General features: G+C 64.9%; 20 protein-coding genes. 13 read left to right on the forward strand and 7 right to left on the reverse strand.

The genetic code is table 11. The features are described 5' to 3' along the window. Nucleotides 1–25: 25 nt before the first annotated feature. The 3 genes from AWB72_RS10870 to glgC form a co-directional block, all read right to left on the reverse strand. Nucleotides 26–826 (reverse strand): SDR family oxidoreductase, encoded by an 801-nt coding sequence (locus AWB72_RS10870; protein WP_040052196.1) that lies wholly within the window; start codon nucleotides 824–826, stop codon nucleotides 26–28. Nucleotides 827–880: 54 nt separating this feature from the next. Continuing rightward, entirely contained in the window at nucleotides 881–2,344 is a 1,464-nt protein-coding gene (gene glgA / locus AWB72_RS10875) for a glycogen synthase GlgA (RefSeq protein ID WP_040052197.1), read from the reverse strand. A 96-nt stretch (nucleotides 2,345–2,440) separates the two neighbouring features. Further along, nucleotides 2,441–3,715 carry a glucose-1-phosphate adenylyltransferase gene (glgC, locus tag AWB72_RS10880; protein WP_040052198.1) on the reverse strand — a complete coding sequence of 425 codons (1,275 nt, stop codon included), beginning with the start codon at nucleotides 3,713–3,715 and terminating at the stop codon, nucleotides 2,441–2,443. A 442-nt stretch (nucleotides 3,716–4,157) separates the two neighbouring features. Here glgC and pdxY point away from each other — a divergent pair, with 442 nt between their 5' ends. Then, nucleotides 4,158–5,039, forward strand: a complete 882-nt coding sequence (gene pdxY, locus AWB72_RS10890; protein ID WP_040052200.1) for a pyridoxal kinase PdxY — start codon at nucleotides 4,158–4,160, stop codon at nucleotides 5,037–5,039. Nucleotides 5,040–5,053: 14 nt separating this feature from the next. On the opposite strand, the gene AWB72_RS10895 is transcribed toward pdxY, so the two are convergent. After that, the gene (locus tag AWB72_RS10895) at nucleotides 5,054–5,533 is read right to left on the reverse strand and encodes a hypothetical protein (RefSeq protein ID WP_040052353.1); all 480 of its coding nucleotides are present in this window, start codon (nucleotides 5,531–5,533) and stop codon (nucleotides 5,054–5,056) included. Between the two features lie 561 nt (nucleotides 5,534–6,094). Between AWB72_RS10895 and AWB72_RS10900 the strand changes: the two genes are divergently transcribed. Next, complete coding sequence (locus AWB72_RS10900) at nucleotides 6,095–7,327, forward strand: hypothetical protein (RefSeq protein ID WP_244285583.1); 1,233 nt, start codon at nucleotides 6,095–6,097, stop codon at nucleotides 7,325–7,327. 326 nt (nucleotides 7,328–7,653) lie between these two features. Here the strand turns inward: AWB72_RS10900 and AWB72_RS10905 are convergent, their stop codons facing one another. Both AWB72_RS10905 and AWB72_RS10910 read right to left on the reverse strand, forming a co-directional pair. Further along, the gene (locus AWB72_RS10905; RefSeq protein WP_040052203.1) at nucleotides 7,654–8,124 is read right to left on the reverse strand and encodes a hypothetical protein; all 471 of its coding nucleotides are present in this window, start codon (nucleotides 8,122–8,124) and stop codon (nucleotides 7,654–7,656) included. Between the two features lie 219 nt (nucleotides 8,125–8,343). Continuing rightward, entirely contained in the window at nucleotides 8,344–9,171 is an 828-nt protein-coding gene (locus AWB72_RS10910) for a shikimate dehydrogenase family protein (RefSeq protein WP_040052204.1), read from the reverse strand. Nucleotides 9,172–9,360: 189 nt separating this feature from the next. Here AWB72_RS10910 and AWB72_RS10915 point away from each other — a divergent pair, with 189 nt between their 5' ends. The 9 genes from AWB72_RS10915 (at nucleotide 9,361) to AWB72_RS10955 (ending at nucleotide 17,838) form a co-directional block, all read left to right on the forward strand. Then, entirely contained in the window at nucleotides 9,361–10,398 is a 1,038-nt protein-coding gene (locus AWB72_RS10915) for a Gfo/Idh/MocA family protein (protein ID WP_087128063.1), read from the forward strand. An 89-nt stretch (nucleotides 10,399–10,487) separates the two neighbouring features. Next, nucleotides 10,488–12,263, forward strand: a complete 1,776-nt coding sequence (locus tag AWB72_RS10920; RefSeq protein ID WP_052450043.1) for an FAD-dependent oxidoreductase — start codon at nucleotides 10,488–10,490, stop codon at nucleotides 12,261–12,263. Continuing rightward, nucleotides 12,260–14,008, forward strand: coding sequence for an FAD-dependent oxidoreductase (locus tag AWB72_RS10925; RefSeq protein WP_040052206.1), 1,749 nt, complete (start codon nucleotides 12,260–12,262; stop codon nucleotides 14,006–14,008). Before AWB72_RS10920 ends, AWB72_RS10925 begins: the two co-directional genes overlap by 4 nt. Further along, nucleotides 14,005–14,616 (forward strand): NIPSNAP family protein, encoded by a 612-nt coding sequence (locus tag AWB72_RS10930; protein WP_040052207.1) that lies wholly within the window; start codon nucleotides 14,005–14,007, stop codon nucleotides 14,614–14,616. Before AWB72_RS10925 ends, AWB72_RS10930 begins: the two co-directional genes overlap by 4 nt. Nucleotides 14,617–14,624: 8 nt before the next feature. Next, nucleotides 14,625–15,449 carry a sugar phosphate isomerase/epimerase family protein gene (locus AWB72_RS10935; protein ID WP_040052208.1) on the forward strand — a complete coding sequence of 275 codons (825 nt, stop codon included), beginning with the start codon at nucleotides 14,625–14,627 and terminating at the stop codon, nucleotides 15,447–15,449. 56 nt (nucleotides 15,450–15,505) lie between these two features. Then, a complete protein-coding gene (locus AWB72_RS10940; protein WP_040052209.1) occupies nucleotides 15,506–16,354 on the forward strand; it encodes an IclR family transcriptional regulator in 849 nt (282 codons plus the stop codon). 55 nt (nucleotides 16,355–16,409) lie between these two features. Next, nucleotides 16,410–16,637 carry a type II toxin-antitoxin system RelB family antitoxin gene (relB, locus tag AWB72_RS10945; protein WP_244285584.1) on the forward strand — a complete coding sequence of 76 codons (228 nt, stop codon included), beginning with the start codon at nucleotides 16,410–16,412 and terminating at the stop codon, nucleotides 16,635–16,637. Beyond that, complete coding sequence (locus AWB72_RS10950) at nucleotides 16,634–16,918, forward strand: type II toxin-antitoxin system RelE/ParE family toxin (RefSeq protein WP_084593048.1); 285 nt, start codon at nucleotides 16,634–16,636, stop codon at nucleotides 16,916–16,918. The genes relB and AWB72_RS10950 overlap by 4 nt, the downstream gene beginning before the upstream one ends. A 62-nt stretch (nucleotides 16,919–16,980) precedes the next feature. After that, entirely contained in the window at nucleotides 16,981–17,838 is an 858-nt protein-coding gene (locus AWB72_RS10955; RefSeq protein ID WP_040052211.1) for a phytanoyl-CoA dioxygenase family protein, read from the forward strand. Here AWB72_RS10955 and AWB72_RS10960 read toward each other — a convergent pair. Next, the gene (locus AWB72_RS10960; protein ID WP_040052212.1) at nucleotides 17,832–18,437 is read right to left on the reverse strand and encodes a helix-turn-helix domain-containing protein; all 606 of its coding nucleotides are present in this window, start codon (nucleotides 18,435–18,437) and stop codon (nucleotides 17,832–17,834) included. The genes AWB72_RS10955 and AWB72_RS10960 overlap by 7 nt on opposite strands. A 215-nt stretch (nucleotides 18,438–18,652) precedes the next feature. Between AWB72_RS10960 and amaB the strand changes: the two genes are divergently transcribed. Both amaB and AWB72_RS10970 read left to right on the forward strand, forming a co-directional pair. Further along, the gene (amaB, locus tag AWB72_RS10965; protein ID WP_040052356.1) at nucleotides 18,653–20,152 is read left to right on the forward strand and encodes an L-piperidine-6-carboxylate dehydrogenase; all 1,500 of its coding nucleotides are present in this window, start codon (nucleotides 18,653–18,655) and stop codon (nucleotides 20,150–20,152) included. Between the two features lie 31 nt (nucleotides 20,153–20,183). Then, nucleotides 20,184–21,356, forward strand: coding sequence for an NAD(P)/FAD-dependent oxidoreductase (locus AWB72_RS10970; RefSeq protein WP_040052213.1), 1,173 nt, complete (start codon nucleotides 20,184–20,186; stop codon nucleotides 21,354–21,356). Nucleotides 21,357–21,859 lie beyond the last annotated feature (503 nt).

Consider the following 21,859-nt stretch of genomic DNA (forward strand, 5'->3'; position numbering starts at 1 on the left):
GCCCCCGTTATCGTTGTGCTGCTGTTCAGCCGTTGCCGGCGAACGCGGGATAAAGCGTCATGCCGCCATCGACGAAAAGCGTGGTGCCGACCACGTAATCGCTATCATCCGACGCGAGCCACACGGCCGCCCGCCCGATGTCGTCCACTTCGCCGATGCGTCCGTACGGCACGAGCGTCAGCAGGCGGTCCATCGCTTCTTTCGACGCCCACGCGGCTTCATTGATCGGCGTGCGGATCGCGCCGGGCGCGATCGAGTTGACGCGGATGCGCTGCGGCGCGACTTCCTGCGCGAGCGATTTCATCATCATCTGAATGCCGCCCTTCGACGCCGCGTAGTTCACGTGTCCCGCCCACGGAATGACTTCGTGCACGGAACTCATGCAGATGATCTTGCCCAGCGCCTTCGAGACCGGACTCGGCCCGCGCCGCTGGAACTCGCGCACCGCGCGCTGCGCCGTGAGAAATTGGCCCGTGAGATTCGTTTCGATCACCTTCCGCCAGTCGGCGAGCGACATCTCGGCGAACGCCGCGTCCTGCTGCAACCCCGAATTGGCGACGACGATATCGACCGTGCCGAAGCGCTTGACGACGGCATCGAACATGGCGTCCACGTCGTTTTCGTCGGAGACGTCCGCGCCGACCGGAAGAGCTTCGCCGCCGAGCGACGCGATTTCATCGGCGAGCTTTTCAGCCGGCTCCGCGTGCGAGTGATAGTTGATGGCGACGTGCGCGCCCGCCTCGGCGAGCGCCTTCGCGACACCCGCGCCGATTCCCGAACTCGCGCCCGTCACGAGCGCGATCTGGCCTGCGAGAGCTTTTTGCATGACTGTTCCCGGGGTCGTGTGAATCTCCCCGGGCGAGCAAGTGACGCGCCCGGCTCAGGGTGCGAGCAGCCCCTGATACACCTCCGCGTACCGCAGCGCCGCCGTTTCCCAGCCGAAGCTCTGACACATCGCGCGCTTGACGACGGCCTTCCATTCGGTGCGGCGTCCCTTGAGCGCGAACGCCCGGCGGATGGCCGCGACGATGCTCGCGCGGTCGAAGTTCTCGAACACGAAGCCGGTCGCGAGTCCTTCCGCGAGATTTTCGAGCGAGCAATCGACGACGGTATCGGCCAGTCCGCCCACGCAATGCACCAGCGGCAACGCGCCATAGGCGAGCGCGTACAGCTGCGTGAGTCCGCACGGCTCGAAGCGCGACGGCACCATGACCACGTCGCTGCCCGCGATGATCGAGTGCGACAGCGTTTCGTCGAAACCGAGCACCACCGCGACCGCGCCCGGATGCGCCGCCGCCGCGTTCTTCATGCCGGTTTCGAGCGCCGGGTCGCCGGTGCCGAGCACGACGAGCTGTCCGCCGCGCTGCACGATATCCGGCACTGCCGAAAGCAGCAGGTCGAGCCCTTTCTGCTCAGTCAGACGGCTGACGACGCCGAAGAGCAGGGCGTCGTCGTCGCGCGCGAGGCCCACGCGTTCTTGCAGCGCGGTCTTGCACTTGCTCTTGCCGGACGGCTTCGCGGCCGTGTAGCGCGACGCGATGGCGTCGTCGATCGTCGGGCTCCAGATCGTATAGTCGACGCCGTTCAGAATGCCGCTGATGTCGTGCGTGCGCGTCTGCAAGAGGCCGTGCAGTCCCGCGCCGTGCGCCTGCGTCTGAATCTCGCGGGCGTAGGTCGGGCTGACCGTGGTGATGCGGTCCGCGTAGAAGAGGCCCGCCTTCAGGAAGGAAACGTGGCCGTAGAACTCGAGGCCATCGACGGCGTAGAAGTCGCCGGGCAACTGCAGCACGCCGAATTCGGACGCCGGGAACACGCCCTGATACGCGAGGTTGTGCACGGTCATCACGCTCGCCACGCGAGCCGCGCCGCCGCGTTCGAACGCGCGCAAATAGGCGGGCGCGAGGCCCGCGTGCCAGTCGTGCGCGTGGACGATGTGCGGCTTCCACGCGGGATCGGCGCCGGTTGCGATGCGCGCCGCGCTCCAGCCGAGCAGCGCGAAGCGGCGATCGTTATCCGCATACGGGCGATGCGCGGCATCGAGATAAGGATTGCCGGGGCGGTCGTAAAACGCATCCGCGCGCACGACGTACACCACGACGCCATGCGGCTTCAGCACGCCGCGTTCGAGCCGCACTTGCCCCGCGCCGAAGGCCGCGCCCAGATCGGCGACCGGCTCCAGATCGGACAGGCCCGCGAGCACGGCCGGAAAGCCCGGCAGCACCACGCGCACATCCATGCCCAATTGCGATTGCGCGGGCGGCAACGCGCCGGCGACATCGGCGAGGCCGCCGGTTTTCAACAGCGGAAACATTTCTGCTGCGACGTGCAGCACGCAAAGGGTCATCGGCGCTCCAGGGACACATTGAGGATCAGCCGGAACCGACGATCGAGCGTCGTGCTCCGGCCATGTACGACGTTGCGGCCACGCAGCTTGCGATGGCTAACGCTGCGCGAGCCTCGCGAGCGCCTCGCGCGTGACCAGCGTGACGCCCGATTCGGTGCGGAAGAAGCGCGCGGCGTCGTCGTCCGGATCCTCGCCGATCACGAGCCCTTCCGGTATCGTGCACCCGCGATCGACCACGACGCGCTGCAATCGGCAACTCGGCCCGACCGTCACCTGCGGCAACAGGACCGCCTCGTTGAGGTTGCAGAACGAATGCACGCGCACCGCCGACGAAAACACCGACTTCGATACCTGCGATCCCGATATCACGCAGCCGCCGCACACGAGCAGATTCGTGATCGCGCCTTGCTGGCCGTTCAGGTCGCGCACGAACTTGCCCGGCGGCAACTGTTCCTGGTTGGTCCAGATCGGCCAGTTGCGGTCATACAAATCGAGTTGCGGGATGGTCGAGGCGAGATCGAGATTTGCCGCCCAGTAGGCGTCGACGGTGCCGACATCGCGCCAATACGCGGGTGCGTTTGGATCGGCGTCGGACGTCACGCAAGACATGCTGAACGGATGCGCGATCGCGCGGCCGCTCGTCACCACGCGCGGAATGATGTCCTTGCCGAAATCGTGATCCGTGCTCGACGCCGCGATGTTTTCCTCGAGCAGGTGATACAGATACTTCGCGCTGAACACGTAGATGCCCATGCTCGCCAGCGCGATATCGGGCTTGCCGGGCATCGCGGGCGGATCGGCGGGCTTTTCGAGGAAGTCGGTGACGCGGCGGTTTTCGTCGACGTGCATCACGCCGAATGCGGTCGCTTCCATGCGCGGCACTTCGATGCAGCCGACCGTGCAGTCCGCGCCGCTTTCGACGTGATCCAGCACCATGCGCGTGTAGTCCATCTTGTAGACGTGATCGCCCGCCAGCACGATGATGAACTGCGGCGCGATCGACCGGATGATGTCGAGATTCTGGAACACGGCGTCGGCGGTGCCGCGATACCAGCTCGAATCGACGCGCTGCTGCGCCGGCCAGATATCGATGAACTCGTTGAACTCGCCGCGCAGGAAACCCCAGCCGCGCTGCAGATGGCGCAACAGCGAATGCGCCTTGTACTGCGTGACGACCGCGATACGGCGGATGCCTGAATTGAGGCAATTGGACAGCGCGAAATCGACGATGCGGTACTTGCCGCCAAAATGGACGGCGGGTTTCACGCGCTTGTCCGTGAGCGGCCCGAGACGCGTGCCGCGCCCGCCGGCAAGGACGATTGCGAGGGTCGACTTTTGCAAATCGGTGCGATTCTTAGACGGCGTCTCCATGTCAGCTCCTGATTTGACTTGCGTCTGTTGATGTCGTGTGAGTGGTGCGGGAGTCCTCGTGTGATGGCTGTGCGCGGGCGCCGGAAGCGAGCGCTTGCAGTCGTTGCCAGTCGTTGCATTATCCGGCGCGCATTCGGATTCGTGTACTGAAGTCGTTCGAATATTTATCGATGGCGCGCGCGACGGTTTCTCCGAAAGCGGCCGAGTGCATCGCATCCGCGACGCATGGAGCAAGCACCGTGCCCTCGCGCGTCGCGGCGTTGTTGCAGCCGCGCGACTGGCTGATTGCGTTGGCGCAATTTATAACGAGCGGGCCGTGCCGCATTACGTCGCGGCACGGCACAATACGAAGCACGTCCGCGGAGCAATTCCGCGGAGCACGTCTCGCTGTCGAGCCCGACAGTCATCCATCACCGCCCATGCCTCGCCCTGGAATCGCAATATGAATAACGTCCTGAGTATCCAGTCGCACGTCGTCTTCGGGCATGCGGGCAATAGCGCGGCGGTGTTTCCCATGCGGCGGCTCGGCGTCAACGTGTGGCCGCTCAACACGGTGCAGTTTTCCAATCACACGCAATACGGCCGCTGGACCGGCAGCGTGTTCGATGCCGACGAGCTGCAAAGCGTGATCGACGGCATCGGCGCGATCGGCGTGCTGGGCCGCTGCAACGCGGTGCTGTCGGGCTATCTCGGCGCGACGGAGCAAGGGCGCGCGGTCGTCGAAATCGTGAAGATGGTGAAGGCGGTGAATCCGCGTGCGCTGTATTTCTGCGATCCGGTCATGGGCATGACGGGCGGCTGCACGGTGGCGCCGGGCATCGAAGACTTCCTCGTCACGACCATGCCCGAAGTCGCCGACGCGATGATGCCCAACCACACCGAACTCGAAAAACTCGTCGGGCGCACTATCGAAACGGTGGAAGAAGCCGTCGATGCCTGCCGCGAAGTGATCGCGCGCGGGCCGCGCATCGTGCTCGTCAAGCATCTGCTGGATCGCAACAGTCGCGCCGATACGTTCAACATGCTCGCCGTCAGCCCGAGCGAAGCGTGGTTCGTGCAGCGTCCGTTGTATCCGTTCGCGCGCCAGCCGGTCGGCGTCGGCGACCTGACGAGCGCGGTGTTCGTCGCGCGCACGCTGCTCGGCGATTCGCTGCGCAACGCGCTCGAACATACGCTCGCGGCAGTCAACGCGGTCGTGAAGGCGACGTACGACGCGGGCCGCTACGAACTGGAGATCGTGGCTTCGCAGGACGAAATAGCGAAGCCGACGGACCGTTTCCCCGCCATCCGCGTGACGGGCGGCGAGATCGTGCGGCGTGGCTAGAACGTGCGCCAAACTCAGGCGACCGCCGCGGCCGCCATCGCCTTGAAGTTCTCCGGCGTGGCGAAGGCAAGGTACTGAGCCTGCATCTCGGGCGTGAGGAATTCGAGCATCGTCGAATTCTCGACCCAGAACTCGATCACATCGAAGAAATCGTTGCCGCGCGTGCATTGCACCGCGCGCCATCCTTCGCGCTCGCCGATTGCCAGCACTTGCGCCGCGCTCAGCTTCGTCGCGATCGCCATATGGAACGCGCTGTATTGCGGGCGCTCGATCGACCCCGCGCCATAACTCACGCTCGTCTCGTGACCGCCGCCCGGCGTGATCACGCGATCGCCCGGATAGACCTCGATGATGGTGCCGCGATCGTCGCCCGCGACGGCCATCCATGCATCGGGGAAAGGCGAGAAGGGCGCGGCGAAGCCGTCCCACAGTTCGGCGAGCACGTGCGCGACGTGCTTCGGATCGCGGGCAGGGATGGACGCGTGGAAGATCATGACGAGCGCTCCGGTCGGGAATGTGGAGACTGCGCCGGGCATGCTTTCATGTTGCTGTCGGCGCTGTCAATTAGCACTTGCCGAAGAATTGCGGATTAATACTTTGTTTTGTCTTCCGGTGAGTTTTAATCTGAACATATGAACGATTAATACGCGATTAATCGGATTCTCGTTGAAATACCGCGACAGTTCCACTTGCGATGACGAAGCTGTAACGTTACGCTTCGCTCACCGGCGATTTACCCGCCGTAACGCGTATCACGTTAATTATCGTTTAGTCGAGATTAACCGCGCCCCGCGAGGGCGTTGTCCCGTGGCCTTCGGCGTGTATCGGATAAATCGACCGCATGCCAACGCCATACACGGCAAAACTTGCGTGCATTAGACCCGCGCCCGGAGCGAAACGAATCGTTTCGTCTGTCTTATGTCGTTTCTCGGGTTTTGCCAGTGTGCTCGATTCACGCAGACAAGGCATGCATGCGCATGCCGTCTAATGCGTCGTGCGTTTAAAAAGCGCGCTTCGCGAGAAGAGTTTCATTAACGAAAAAGCGGAGTTGAGACATGAAAGAAGGAAAGTATGCCTATTGGATGAGCGCAATCGCTTCGGCGGCTGCGCTCGCCGTGCTCGCCGGTTGCGGCGGCGGCGGAAGCGGTTCGAATAGCGGCACGACCTCGTCGAGCGCGCCGGCAACGGGCGCAAGCTCGCCGACCACTGCCGGTTCGCCTACCGGCGCCAGCACGCCCGCGGCGAACACCACGCCGACGCTCGCCGCCGCGACGCCCGTCATCGACGGCACCACGCTCGGCGCCGCGCAATGGCCCGCCGGCTCGCCCTCGGGCGGCACGGGCCAGGCCGTGGGCGCGCTCACTTGCGCACCGGCAGGCGCTTCGTACACGTACTCGCATCTTTCCATCTACCAGAACGGCAAGCTGCTCGCGCTGCCGGCAAACATCGGCACGGTGGATTCGAGCCTCGCCGTGCAGAAGGGATGCGTCTATCCCGTCCATACCGACGATTCCAGCGGCAAGATCCGCATCGACGCGAGCACGAACACGCAGTACACGCTCGGCCAGTTCTTCTCCGTGTGGGGGCAGCCGCTCTCGTCGACGAACGTCGCGGGCATCACGGGACCGGTCACGGCATGGGTGAACACGGGCGGCACGCTCACGCAATACACCGGCGATCTGTCGAGCCTCGTGCTGCCGCGCAACGGTGAAGTGACGCTGGAAGTCGGCACGCCGCTCGCGCAGATTCCGACGTACACGTGGACCGATCCGCCTCCGTTCAACACCACGCCCACCGTACTGACGTACGGCGGCGTCGTCGGCGCCTCGGCCTGGCCGGACGGCGCGACCGCGACGGGCGGCAGCGGGGCGCCGGTCGATGGCGTGGTCTGCGCGGCAGGCATGACGGAGACGTTCCACGTGCACTCGCATCTGGCGATCTTCAACAACGGGCAACAGCTCGCGCTGCCGAAGAGCATCGGCCTGCCGGGGTCGTGCAACTATGAGCTGCACACGCACGACAACACCGGCATCATCCACATCGAAACGCCGAACGACAAGCGCTTCACGCTCGGTCAGTTCTTCGATATCTGGGGTGAGACGCTGACCACCACGAATGTCGCGGGCTTCCAGGGCAATGTGGTCGTCTACATCAACGACAACGGCGATGTGCGCCGCTACATGGGCGATCCGCGCGATATCACGCTGAATTCGCTGCGCGATATCACCTTGCAGATCGGCACGCCGGTGACGTCGCTGCCGACGTACTCGTGGTACGAGCCGCAATAAGCCACGCGTCGTAGTCGATGCCGCAACGAAGCCGCCGTTTCCGAACGGCGGCTTTTTCTTTGCGCAAAAAAAAAGCCGCCCGGGAAGGCGGCGAGAGCGCGTCTGTTGCGAGACTGTCCCGGTCGGGGAACGGACGCGTGAGGAGACAACCGGATGCGAGTCAGTATGGCAAACGCGTTGATCCGGCTCAATCGTCTGTTTGAAGCAGTGCGTTTCGTTTCGGCCCGATTATGCCGATGGCTGGATACGTCGCCGCATAGGCGCGTGACGCATGAGATGCATCCACAAAACGCCGGTCCTGACCGTTGCGCTTTCGTCGGCAAGACTCAGCATTCGTTCGATGCCACGAGCCGCGGATAACCCGGCTGCGTCGAATCGATCGTCGTCACGCACGCGCCGTCCGGCAGATCCAGCGTGCTGTCGATGTCGCGCCTGGCGCCGTCGCGCATCTGAACGCTGTAGCGATAGACCCGTGCCGTCTGTTCCGGGCTCTTTTCGAAGAGGCTCGTGAGATCGAAGCTCAGCCCCGCGCCGGCCCCGACGCCGCTCCATCCGCCACCGCCGCCGCCGATACCGCCCGCACCCACGCCGACTGTCGGCCCGGACGAGGCAGGCGCGCCGGCCACGACCGTCGTCAGATATTGCTTGCCGACGACGCGCCCGTTGGCAAACGCGGCATCGGACGGTATAGCGGCCGATGCGCCCGGCCCGCTCGCGCACGCCGCGAGCAACGTGAGCGCGGCAGCCGCGACGCCCGCCCGCGCCGCGCGTTTGAAGATGCGTTGGTTGGAATTCATGAGAGCTTCGTTGACCCGTGATTGACCCTCGTTTCTTCTCGCGCCGGCGTGGGCGTCATGGCGTCGGACAAAAAAATGCCGCCCGTGAAAGGGCGGCTTCCAATGCATGCCGAGGCCGGCGTGCGCTCCCGAGGGGACGATTGCGCCGCGCTATGGTGCAGCATCGCGCGGCGCGTTTGAACCAGATTGCTCCGATTCCCGGCGCGGCTTTGCGCGGGCTCAGTCCTTCAGCAGATAGTCGACGATCGCATCGCACACGCGGCCAAACATCTGCGTGCCGGTGACGGTCGGACAGCCGCGCGCGCGAGCGGCCTCGATGAAAGGCGTAAGCGGCGGCTTGGTCACGACATCGCCGACGAAGGTCGTGCGAGCGAGGCGCGACACGTCGATCGGCAGCGGATCGCCGGGACGCATGCCCGCCGGCGACGCGTTCACGACGATGTCGTAGGTCTCAGCACCCGCGTCATCGGCGACGCTGACCGCGCCGCGTCCCAACGACGCCAGCCGCGAGGCGAGGGCATCGGTGCGCGCGGCGTCGAAATCGCGGATGGCGAGCGACGCCACGCCTGCCTCGACGAGCGCATGACCGATGGCCGAACCCGCGCCGCCCGCGCCGATCAGAAGCGCGCGCTTTCCCGCAGGCTCGCAGCCCGCATCCCGGAGCGCGGCGACCATCGCGACGCCGTCGGACATGCCGCCGTGCCACGTGCCGTCCGCGTTGCGCCTGAGCATGTTCGTCGCGCCGAGGAACGCGGATTCGCCGCTGAGCGTGCGGCAATAGCGCGTTGCGTCGAACTTGTGCGGCACCGTGATGATGAGGCCGTCGACGTTCTGCATCCGCGTGACGCCCGCGAAGAACGCGTCGAGATCGGCGGGGGCGACGTGCGCCGGAATCACGATCGCGTCGCGTCCGGCCGCGCGCAACGCCGCGGTGACGCCGGACGGCGAGCGCACCTGCGCGATCGGATCGCCGACGATGAAGTACACGCGGGTCGCGCCGCTCAAGCCCGCATCCAGCGATGCGGAAAAAGTTGTGTCCTGCGCCATGCTCCGACTGTCTCCCGTGAGGCGCTCGCGGATCGCTCCGGCGAACGCACGTTGCCGATGAAAAAATTTGTGGCCTGCGTCGGTGAAACTGTAGTTGAAAATGGAATAGGATTCAACAAATGCAGTTCCAAGGACAAAGCAACTAACCGTCTTTTTCGTCCACATCCACGAATCGAGGAGAGCATACGCATGAGCAAGAAACGGCTGGCAGTAGCAGGAGCGGGCGCGATCGGACGCATGCACATGGAGCGCGCGCGTCTGCATCCGGATTGCGAAGTCATCGCGGTGGCGGATCCATCGGCGACGGCGCAATCGGTCGCGCAAGAGCACGGCGCGCGCTGGTTTTCGACGATCGACGCGATGCTCGACGCCGAAAAGCCCGATGGCGTGATCGTCGCGACGCCGAACGCCACGCACGTCGAAGCGGGCCTCGCGTGCATCGAGCGCGGCATGGCGGTGCTCATCGAAAAGCCAATCGCGGATACCGTCGAACAGGCGCGCATTCTCGTCGATGCCGCCGCGCAGGCGCGCGTCCCGCTTCTTGTCGGGCATCACCGCCGGCATAGCCCGATTCTCCGGCGCGCGCGGGAAATCGTGGCGAGCGGGCGCATCGGGCGGGCGGTGTCGGCGAACGCGCTCGCGACGTTCTACAAGCCCGATCCGTATTTCGACATCGACTGGCGCAGGAAAGCGGGCGGCGGCCCGGTGCTGATCAACCTGATTCATGACATCGACATGATGCGGTTTCTGCTCGGCGAGATCGTCGAAGTACAGGCGCTGACGTCGAACGCGGTGCGCGGCTTCGAAGTCGAGGATACGGCCGCCGTGCTGCTGCGTTTCGAGAACGGCGCGCTCGGCACGCTGACGGTGTCGGACTGCGCGGTGTCGCCATGGAACTGGGACCTCGCGGCGGGCGAGGCGGCGCATTATCCGCGGCAAAGCGTGAATACGCATTTCATTTCCGGCACCGATGCGTCGCTCGCGTTGCCCCAGCTCGACGTCTGGGAGTATCGCGCGGCAAAGGGCTGGCACGATCCGCTGACCGCCGAGCGCACCGCGCCTCACGCAGGCGATCCGTACCACGAACAATTGCGCCATTTCGCGGCGGTGATCGACGGCAAGGAGACGCCGCTTTGTTCCGGCGATGACGGCGCGCGCACGCTCGCCGCGACGCTCGCGGTACATCGGTCGGCGCGCGAGCGTGCGCCTGTTGCGCCGTCGTGTTGACGAGGCATCTCCAAAAAATCGCTTGGCAAGCGCTCATAAAGTGGAATAGCATTCCAACATCAAATAAAGTTCCGGACGAGGAGCGAGAGATGGTGGAGACGCTGGCAGGTCTGAGCGGTACGGAGTTCGATGTCGTGGTGGTGGGCGCGGGCGGCGCGGGCATGTCGGCGGCGCTGTTCGCGGCGATCGACGGCGCGCGCGTGCTGCTCGTCGAGAGCACGGAGTTCGTCGGCGGGACGACGGCGTATTCGGCCGGTACGACGTGGATTCCCGAGTCGATGCACATGGCGAGCGTCAATCCCGCCGATTCGCGGTCGGTCGCGGAGCGCTTTCTTGACCGTGCCGTCGGCGAACGCAGCAGCGCCGCGATGCGTCGCGCGTTTCTCGAGGCCGGTCCGAAGGCGGTCGCGCATATCGAAGCGAATTCGGACGTGAAATACCGCGCGCGCCCGTTTCATCCCGACTATCTCTCCGAACTCGAAGGCTCGACGCTCTGCGGCCGCGCGCTGGAACCGCTGCCGTTCGATGGCCGCAAGCTCGGCGGCGCATTCGCGCTCATCCGTCCGCCGATTCCGGAATTCACCGTGCTCGGCGGCATGATGGTCGATCGCGACGATGTCGCCCATCTGCTCGGGATGACGAAGTCATTTGCATCGCTGAAACATGCGGTGAAACTGCTGGCGCGTCACGCACGCGACCGCATGAGCGCGCCACGCGGCATGCGGCTCGTGATGGGCAACGCGCTGATCGGCCGCCTTTTGTATTCGTTGCAACGGCGCGGCGTTCCGGTGCTGACGCGCGCGACCGTCGAGACGCTGCATGTGAGCGCGGGCCGCATCGAAGGCGTGACGCTCGTTCAGGGCGACGAACGTCGGCGCGTAGCCGTCACGGGCGGTGTGATTCTCGCGAGCGGCGGCTTCAACCGGCACGCCGCGCGCCGCGCCGACATGTTGCCGGGCGCCGATCCCGCGTGGTGCCCGGGCGCGCCGGGGCATGAGGGCGGCGCGCAGGATCTTGCGCTGGCGGTGGGCGCGCGTTTCGGCGAAGGCGCGTTGTCAAATGCATTCTGGGCGCCGGTTTCCGTGCGCAAGCGCGCCGACGGCACGACCGCCGTGTTCCCGCACTTTCTGATGGATCGCGGCAAGCCGGGGATGATCGTCGTCGATAGAAGCGGCAAGCGCTTTCTCAACGAGAACACGTCGTATCACCTGTTCGGCATCGCGATGCAGGAGGCGCATCGGACAAACCCTTCCGTGCCTGCGTATCTTGTTACGGATGCCGAAGGATTGCGCAAGTACGGTCTTGGCATGGTGCGGCCGGGCGGCAAGGGGCTGAAGCCGTTCATCGACGACGGCTATCTCACCGAGGCCGCCACGCTCGCTATGCTCGCGTCGAAGCTCGGCATCGACCAGACGGGACTCGCGGATAGCGTCGCGCGCATCAATCGATATGCTCAAACGGGCGTCGATCCGGATTTTCAGCGCGGCACGACCGACTATCAGCGCGCGAACGGCGATGCAAACCGGACCGGCCCCAATCCGTGTCTCGGCCCGATCACGCGTGCGCCGTTCTATGCGGTGCGGCTTTACCCCGGCGACATCGGCGCGGCGACGGGGCTCGTCACCGATACCGACGCACGCGTGCTCGATCGCGACGACGAGCCGATTGCCGGCCTCTACGCCTGCGGCAACGACATGCAGTCGGTGATGGGCGGCGTCTATCCGGGGCCGGGCATCACGCTCGGGCCGGGGCTCGCGTTCGCGTATCTGGCCGCGCGGCATGCGGCGGCGCGAGCGCGGGCGCAGTCGCCGGAGCGGGAGTCGAGTGAAAAGACGCAGCAAGAAGCGCACGAGCAAACGCCATGAACACATTGCACTGCGACGTCCTCGTGCTCGGCTCCGGCGCGGGCGGCTTGTCCACGGCCGTCACGGCCGCGGCGCTCGGCCTCTCCGTGATCGTCTGCGAGAAAGAAGACGTGTTCGGCGGCACGACCGCGTGGTCCGGCGGATGGATGTGGATCCCGCGCAATCCGCTCGCGATGCGCGCGGGCATCGTCGAGACGGCCGATGCTCCGCGCACCTATCTGCGCAACGAACTCGGCGCGCGCTACGACGCCGCGAAAGCCGACGCGCTGATCGAGCACGGTCCGCGCATGATCGACTTCTTCGAACGCAATACGTCGATGCGTTTCATCGACGGCAACCGCATTCCCGATTTCCACACGACGCAAGGCGCGGGCAGCGGCGGGCGTTCCGTCTGCGCGATGCCGTTCGATGGGCGCGCGCTCGGTCCGCTCATCGACAAGCTGCGGCCGCCGCTCACGGAGATGACCGTCGGCGGCATGGCGATCGCATCGGGGCAAGACCTCGCGCATTTCTTCAACGCGACGCGCTCGCCGCGCTCCGCCTGGCACGTGACGAAGCGCCTTGCCGCCTTCGCGATGCACAAGCTGCGTCATGGCCGTTCGATGCATCTCGTGAACGGCAATGCGCTGGTCGCGCGTCTGCTCAAGTCGGCGGCGGATCGCGGCGTGCAGCTCATGACGCGCGCGAAGGCGGTCGAATTGATACGCGATGGCGCACGCGTGACGGGCGCGCGCGTCGAGATCGAAGGCGTGCCGCATGAAGTGATCGCGCGGCGGGGCGTCGTGCTCGCGTGCGGCGGCTATCCGCACGACCGGGCGCGGCGCGCGCAGACCTTCGCCTACACGCCGTCGGGCGACGAACACTGGTCCGCCGCGCCGCGCAGCAATACCGGCGATGGCGTGCGAATCGGCGAAGCGGCCGGCGCGCACTTCGATGCATCGCTGAAAGCCCCGGCGGCGTGGGCGCCCGTATCGCTTGCGCCGAAACGTGATGGCGATGCCGTCGCGTTCGCGCATCTCATCGAGCGCGCGAAGCCGGGCGTGATCGCGGTGACGCGCGCGGGCAAGCGCTTCGTGAACGAGGCGTCGTCGTATCACGACTTCGTCGCCGCCATGATCGATGCCACGCCGTCCGGCGACGAAGTGTGCGCGTGGCTCGTCTGCGATCATCGTTTTCAGCGGCGCTACGGTCTGGGCGCGGCGAAGCCGTTTCCGTTTCCGCTGCATCCTTACGAACGCTCCGGCTATCTGAAATCCGCGCCGACGCTCGACGCGCTCGCCCGCCAATGCGGCATCGATGCGCACGCGTTCAGCGAAACCATCGCGGCCTATAACGCGCACGCGCAAGACGGCCGCGATCCGCAGTTCCACAAAGGCTCGACGCCCTACAACCGCATACAGGGCGATGCATCGCAGAAGCCGAATCCGTGCGTCGCGCCGATCGTCGATGGTCCGTTTCACGCGGTGAAGCTGCTGCCCGGCAGCCTCGGCACCTTCGCGGGCCTCGCCACCGACGCGAACGCGCGCGTGCTCGACGCGACGCGCACGCCGATTCGCGGCCTCTACGCCGTCGGCAACGACGCCGCCAGCATGATGGGCGGCCACTATCCGGCGGGCGGCATCACGCTCGGCCCGGCGATGACCTTCGGCTATCTCGCGGGACACGATCTCGCGCGGCCCGTCGAACCGGAAGCCGAGGCAGACGCGGAACATTCATCACTCAATCACGCAAGGACGCTCCCATGAATCTGTACGACACGGTCACGCTCACCGTCAAAATCGGCACGAACGCGCAAGTCTTCGAAAACATTCAGGCGAGCGCCGCGCAACCGGGCACGACGCTGCTCGGCTGCTGGTATTCGGACATCGGCGCGCTCGGCAAGGTGATGGTGCTGCGCGGCTTCGAATCGGAGGCGGCGCTGATCGGCGAACGCAAGCGGCTTTTGCTCGAAGGCAATCCGTTCGGCTGCGGCGAATTCATCACCGATGTCGAAGTGAACAGCTACGCGCTCTTTCCGTTCCTGCCGCCGATCCAGCCCGCCGAGCACGGCGGCATCTACGAGATGCGCGTCTACGGCACGAAGCTCGGCAGTCTTCAGCACACCATTGACGCGTGGCGCAACGCCGTGCCCGAGCGCACGCGGCGTTCGCCACTGATCGGCGCGATGTTCGCGCTCGACGGCACCGTGCCGCGCTTTCTCAACATCTGGCCGTACAAGAGCGTGGACGAGCGCTCGCGCGTTCGCGCCGAGGCGGTGAAGGACGGCATCTGGCCGCCGAAGGGCGGGCCGGCGCATCTCAGGACAATGGAATCGACCATCTACGTGCCCGCGCCGTTCTCGCCGCTGCGTTGAGGTCCGACATGACGATGCCACCACGCAAGCTGTCCCTTTCCGCGCTGACGGTGCTCGAACTGACGCCGCCGCAGATGGTCGAGTGCGCGGCGCTTGCCGGCTACGATTTCGTCGGCCTGCGGCTTCTGCCGGCGACGGAAACGGAAGTGCGGCACGAGATCATCGGCGCGACGCCACTGAAGCGCGAAACGCTCGCGGCGCTGCGCGACACGGGAATCGGCGTGCTCGATACCGAAATCCTGCGGCTCAAGCCGGACACGGACGTCGCCGGCTACGCGCCGATGCTCGACACCGCCGCCGAGCTGGGCGCGCGCTTCGTGCTCGTCGCGGGCAACGATCCGGACGAAGCGCGCACCGCCGACCGGCTCGCGCAACTGTGCGATCTCGCGAAGCCGCTGGGACTCGCGCCGTCCCTGGAACCGATGCCGTGGACCGATGTGAAGGACATCGCGCAGGGCGCGCGCATCGTGAAGGCGGCGGGGCGCGCGAACACCGGGCTGATCGTCGATCCGATTCATTTCGATCGCGCGGGATCGTCCGTGGAGACGCTGCGTGCGCTGCCGCGCGAGTACTTCGGCTACCTGCAATTCTGCGACGCGCCCGCCGAGCGCCCGGCCGATCTCGCGACCTTGCTGCATCAGGCGCGTTGCGCGCGGATGATGCCGGGCGAAGGCGGCATCGATCTCGCGAGCATTCTGCGAGCGCTGCCGGACGATTTGCCGCTTTCCATCGAAGCGCCGATGGACGAATGGGCGAAGACCGCGACCGCGTACGAACGCGCGAAGCGTCTGCGCGAAGCGACGCTGGCGGTGCTCGGCGAAGTCTACGGTTGAATTCCGTGGTGGAATCGTGTTCTCATTCGAATCGGTAATTCAAACGAGAACGAAACATGGCAGGAAACCTCGAGCGCGCGTTGTCGATCATCGAACTGCTGGCGAAAAACGGCGGGCGCATGCCGCTTGCGACCATCGCGGACACGCTCAACATTCCGCGCAGCGGCACGCATCGGCTGCTCGCCATGCTGATCGACGAAGGCTATGTGCGTCAGGACGAAGATCACGGCGAGTACATGCTTGCGCTCAAGCTCGTGTCGCTCGCGCTGATCTACCTGTCGACGGGCGGCGTGCTGGACGTGTCGCAGCCGGTGCTCGACCGGCTCGCGGCGGCGTCGGGGGAACTGGCGCGGCTGGGTGTCGTCGAGGACGATCACATCACGTTCGTCGGCAAGGCGCAGGGCGCGAAGTCCGGCCTGCGCTACGACCCCGACATGGGCAGCCAGCCGCCGCTGCATTGCACGGCGAGCGGGCAGGCGTGGCTGTCGTCGCTGTCGGATGAGGAAGCGCTCGCGCTGGTGTCGAAGCAGGGCGGCCTCGGCAAGCCGGGGCAAGGCGGCCCCAAGGCGCCGAAGACGATCCAGCAGTTCCTCGCGGATCTTCAGGCGGCGAGAAAGCGCGGCTACGGCATTGCCAGCGAGACTTACGAGGCCGGCATGACTTCGATGGCCGCGCCGATCCATCATCCGGTGACGGGCGCGGTGGTGGGCGTGGTGAGCCTCGCCGGACCGACGAGCCGCCTGCCCGATGCGCGTTTGAAGGAGCTTGCGCCCGCGTTGCTGGAGGCGGCGTCGGATATGGGAGCCGCGACGTTGAGCTCGCCGTACTTCAAGCGGCCCGCGGCGAAGGATGTGGCGACGGAGCCGGCGCAGGCGGCGGGGAAGAAGCGGAAGGCGGCGGTTTGAGGCGGACGAGTTGGCCGAATGGCAGAGGCGACGTGCCTGTCAACCGTGCAGTATCATGGGTTTGATGAGCAGCCGAGATAATCAAATGACCAATCCACTCGATCCCGTCGTGTCTGATTTCGCATCTGTCGAAGAAGCCGAGACTTACGACAAGTGGTATCGCGCAAAAGTACAGCGGTCGATGGCGGATACGCGTCCGCGCGTCGGGCATGACGATGTCATGAACGAACTCGATGAAATTATCGATGCCGCCGAGAAACGCCGTCGTGAGAGGGCCGCTTGACGCTGCAGGTTTTGTGGACCCACGAAGCACGTTCAGATATCCGCGAAATCATTCGATACATTGCAGAACACAGTCCCGAGGCGGCGCGGTCGTTGAAGGAGAGAATCGAAGCCGCGCCCAGCGCCGCCGCGCTCAACCCGGAGCTTTTCAGACCGGGTCGAATTGCCGGTACGCGGGAGATCGTCGTTCACCCTAACTACATCGTTGTTTATCGCGTGACCGATGCTGTGCTCGAAATCATCAACGTCGTGCACGCGCGCCAGCGTTACCCGTTCGACTGAAGCACGCTCAAGCGTTTACACATTGAAGACGTCCTCTCACATGCGCAGCCAAGGAGACAGCCGTGCAACGAGTCGATCCCGCGTCCTTCACTCCCGAACTCACCGTCGATGCGCTCCTGAACGGTCCCGGCGCCCTCTGCGTGCGCGGCCTTTTCAGCGCGGCGCAAATCGACGAAGCGCGACGTATCGTCATGGCGCATTCGGACGATCGCGCGCAGACGGTCACGCATTTTCAGGGGCAGGCGGCGCATGACGAAAGGCTGCACTTGCAGCGCCGCGTGTGGAATCTGCTCGCGAAGGGCGACGTGTTTTCGCAGATGGCCGAAGAGGAACGGATCGTCGCGGCGATGCGCGCGTTTCTCGGCGACGACTTCATCATGGGATCGATCGCCGCGAACCGCATTCTGCCGGGCGGGCCGGGGCAGGAGCCGCACATCGACTATCCGTACTGGGACTATCACATGCCCGGCACGTTTCCGGCCGGCATCAACACGAGCTTTCCGCTCAATGCGCAAGTGACCATTCCGCTCGATCCGTTCACCGCCGAGACCGGCGCAACGGCGTTCGTGCCACATACCCAGAATATGCTTCGGTATCCGAATGAAAATGACCGCTTCTACGAACGTGCCGTGCGCATGGAAGCGGAACCGGGCGATGCGATTGTCTTCTTCGGCGCCACATGGCATTGCGCGATGCCGAACCACAGCACGCGCGACCGCAGCGCCGTGCTTATCCAGTATCTGCCGAAATTCGTGAAGCCGATGGAAGACCTGCGCGCGATGGTCGGCGAAGCGTTCGTGAAGCGCGCAAGCGGAACGATGCGGCAGTTGCTCGGACTGAACTATCCGTATCCGCAGAACCTCGAAGCGATCGACAAGGCCACGAACGCCGAAGGGCGCACGAACGCGAAGCGTTACTGAGCAGCGTGTGGCGCGCCGCCACCCGTGGCCATCCACAGCACTTCGGCATCTTCTTCGCTGGTCGAAATCGCTGCGTGCCCGGTGCGGCTGTCGAAGTAGAGGCTGTCGCCCGCGTTCAGATGCGTCGGCGCATAGAGTTCGGAATACAGGCACACGCTGCCACTGATCACGTACAGGAATTCTTCGCCTTCGTGACGGCCCCAGTCATCGAATGCGTCGAGCGTATGCGCCGAAATGCGGATGCGAAACGGCAGCATCGCCTTGTGCGCGAGGTCGGTGGCGAGCAGTTCCATCTGATAGCCGCGATACGCGTGACGCTGTCCTTCGTTGCGACGCGTGAGCGCGCGACGGCCGTTCGCGCTCGGTGCGCCCGCGGTGCCGCTGCCGAACAGTTCGCCGAGATCGATCCGCAAGCCGCGCACGATTTTCTGCAGCACGTCGAAGGTCGGCGACATCAGCCCGTTCTCGATCTTCGATAACGCCGAGCGCGACACGCCGCACAAGCGGCTGGCGCTTTCGAGCGTGAGATCGTGCGCGACGCGCGCCTGTTTCACCCGGCGTCCGAGATCGGCGAGAGAAGGTTCGGTCGGGTTGTTCATGCGATGGTGTTCATTAGAGGCGGAGCGCTTTGTTTCCGATAATAACATCGGCGAAGCGCGCCTTACGGCCCGGGCTTGCATGCGTTTTCATCCGAGAAAACCCGAATATTGGCCGCATTGTGAGCGGCGAAAACGACGCGTATAGTCTCTCGGACCAGCGAAAAGTTTCTCATCAGAAACACGCGAAACCGCTTCAGCTTTTGGAGAATCTCATCGTGGACGTTCAATCGATTCTTTCCGACCTCGGCATTGCCGACCTCGTCGCGGACGGCGACATCGCGGCGACGTCGCCGATTACTGGCGATGTCATCGGACGCGTGAAGCGTCACACGTCCGCGCAAGTCGATGCAACGCTCACGCAAGCGCGCACCGCGTTCACCGCCTGGCGCAACGTGCCCGCGCCGCGTCGCGGTGAACTCGTGCGGCTGCTCGGCAATCGCCTGCGCGAAAAGAAGGCGGCGCTGGGTCGGCTCGTGTCGCTCGAGGCGGGCAAGATTCTTCAGGAAGGCCTCGGCGAAGTGCAGGAAATGATCGATATCTGCGATTTCGCCGTGGGCCTGTCGCGGCAGCTATACGGGCTCACGATCGCGTCCGAGCGCCCCGGGCATCGCATGGCGGAGACGTGGCATCCGTTCGGCGTCTGCACCATCATTTCGGCGTTCAACTTCCCGGTCGCGGTGTGGTCGTGGAACGCGGCACTCGCGCTCGTCTGCGGCAACGCGGTCATCTGGAAGCCTTCGGAGAAAACGCCGCTCACGGCGCTCGCCGTCGATCGCATTTTGAGCGATGCCATCGACGAATTCGGCGACGCGCCCGAAGGACTCGCGTCGGTCATCATCGGCGACCGGGACGTCGGCGCGCAGCTCGTCGCGGACAAGCGCTCGGACATCGTCAGCGCGACGGGCAGCACGGAGATGGGCCGCGCGGTGGGCGTGGAAGTGGCGCGGCGCTTCGGGCGCTCGATCCTCGAACTCGGCGGCAACAACGCGGGCATCGTCTCTCAGTCGGCCAATCGCGATCTCGCGCTGCGCGGCATTCTGTTCTCGGCGGTCGGCACGGCGGGGCAGCGCTGCACGTCGCTCAGGCGCCTGTTTGTCCATGACAGCATTTACGATGATACCGTCGCGCGCCTCAAGGACCTTTACGCGAAGGTGCCGGTCGGCAATCCGCTGAAAGACGGCGTGCTGATGGGGCCGCTCATCGACGTGCAGGCGTTCGCTCGCATGCAAGATGCAATCGAGCAGGCGAAGGGCGAGGGCGGCAAGGTATTCGGCGGAGAGCGCGTGCCGGTCGAAGGCTGCGAAGGCGGCTATTACGTGCGGCCCGCGCTTGTCGAAATGCCGGCGCAAAGCGATGTCGTGCTGAAGGAAACCTTCGCGCCGATTCTCTACGTGATGCGCTACACCGATTTCGACGACGCCATCGCCGCGAACAATGCCGCCGTGCATGGCCTGTCGTCGTGCGCGTTCACCACCGACTTGCGCGAGGCCGAACGCTTCCTGTCCGCATCGGGCAGCGATTGCGGCATCGCGAACGTGAACATCGGGCCGAGCGGCGCGGAAATCGGCGGCGCATTCGGCGGCGAGAAAGAAACGGGCGGCGGGCGCGAGTCCGGCTCCGATGCGTGGAAGGCCTACATGCGGCGCGCGACGAACACCATCAACTACTCGTCGGCATTGCCGCTGGCGCAGGGCATCGACTTCAATCTCGGCTAAGGCTTCGAATCTATTTCGCGACGGGGGCGGCGTGGCTTCTCAAGTGGTGATCGTCGGTGGCGGGGTGATCGGCAGTGCGGTCGCGTATTTTCTGCGGGCATCGGACCCGAACGTGCAGGTGACGGTGATCGAGCGCGATCCGACTTACGCGCGTTCGTCGTCGGCGTTGTCGGCGGCGTCGATTCGCCAGCAGTTCTCCACGCCGCTTTCGGTGCGCATGTCGCTGTACGGCATCGACTTCCTGCGCACCATCGGCGAGCGGCTGGAAGTGAACGGAGAGCGGCCTTCCATCGATCTCCACGAGGGCGGCTATCTCTTTCTCGCAACGTCTCGCGGCGAAGCCACGCTGCGCGAGAATCATTCGATGCAACGCGATCTCGGCGCCGATATCACGCTGCTCGATGCCGCCGGTCTGCGCACGCGCTTCCCGTGGCTGAACACGGACGATCTCGCGGCGGGCGCGTTCGGCGAAAGCGGCGAGGGCTGGTTCGACGGCTACGGTCTCGTGCAGGCGCTGCGGCGCAAGGCTGCATCGCTCGGCGCGCGATACGTGGCGGCGGAAGTCGTCGGCATGGAGCACGAGGGACGGCGCGTGACGCGTGTGCGCGCATCGAATGGCGAAGCGTATGCATGCGATGTCGTGGTGAGCGCGGCGGGCGCATGGTCGCGTTCGATCGCGTCGATGCTCGGCATCGACATTCCCGTGCATGCGCGGCGGCGCAGCATCTTCAATGTGTCGTCGCCAGCGAAGCTCGACGGCTGCCCGTTGTTGATCGATCCCACCGGCGTGTACTTTCGTCCCGAAGGGCGCACGTATATCTGCGGGACATCGCCCGCCGCGGACAACGATCCCGACGACTTACCGCTCGACGAAGTGGATCACGCGCTCTTCGACGATGTCATTTGGCCCACGCTTGCGCATCGCGTGCCGCAATTCGAAGCGTTGCGCGTGGAGCACGCGTGGTCCGGCTATTACGAATACAACGTGCTCGATCAGAACGCGATCATCGGCGCGCATCCGGACATCGACAATTGTATTTTCGGAAGCGGTTTCAGCGGGCACGGGCTTCAACACGGACCCGCAACCGGGCGCGGCATCGGCGAACTCGTTCTGCATGGCCGATATACGACCCTCGATCTCTCGCCGCTCGGCTGGGCGCGCGTAATCGAAGAAAGGCCGATCGTCGAAAAGAATGTCGTGTAAAAGCGATGGCTTAAGTTTGCACGTGCAGTGCATACCGGGCATCGTTTTGGCTAGCTTAAAGACAGGCGGATTTTTTCGAAGTCGGTTCTTTGGGATGCGCCCGCCAGACACGCATTCTTTTTATCATCCGCACGGTTGCAGGCTGCGTCCATCAATGAAATCCACTAGGGCCACTTGGCCCGGAAAAGCGCATTCTGAAACCGTCGAGGAAAACAGGAGGCGAAAGATGGATGCTCGATCCAACACGCATGGCACGGGTTTAGCGCAATGGATGGAAGACTCGGAAGCACACGCTGATACGACGGCTCCCGCGTCGCACCGTTCCAGTCAGGTCAGTGCCGAACCGGAATATGTTGCCGAAATATGCGGCCGCTTTGCGGGAGAAAAAGCGGAAGAGGAACAAAAGTCCTGCGTAGTCCGTGGATATAACTAATCGTTTTAGGATGTGATTCCTTGCGCGCAGACGCGTTATAGCGGGCGCGCAAGCGATAAACCGATTGGCA

It is taken from the genome of Caballeronia concitans, assembly GCF_001544615.1.
Classification (GTDB): domain Bacteria; phylum Pseudomonadota; class Gammaproteobacteria; order Burkholderiales; family Burkholderiaceae; genus Caballeronia; species Caballeronia concitans.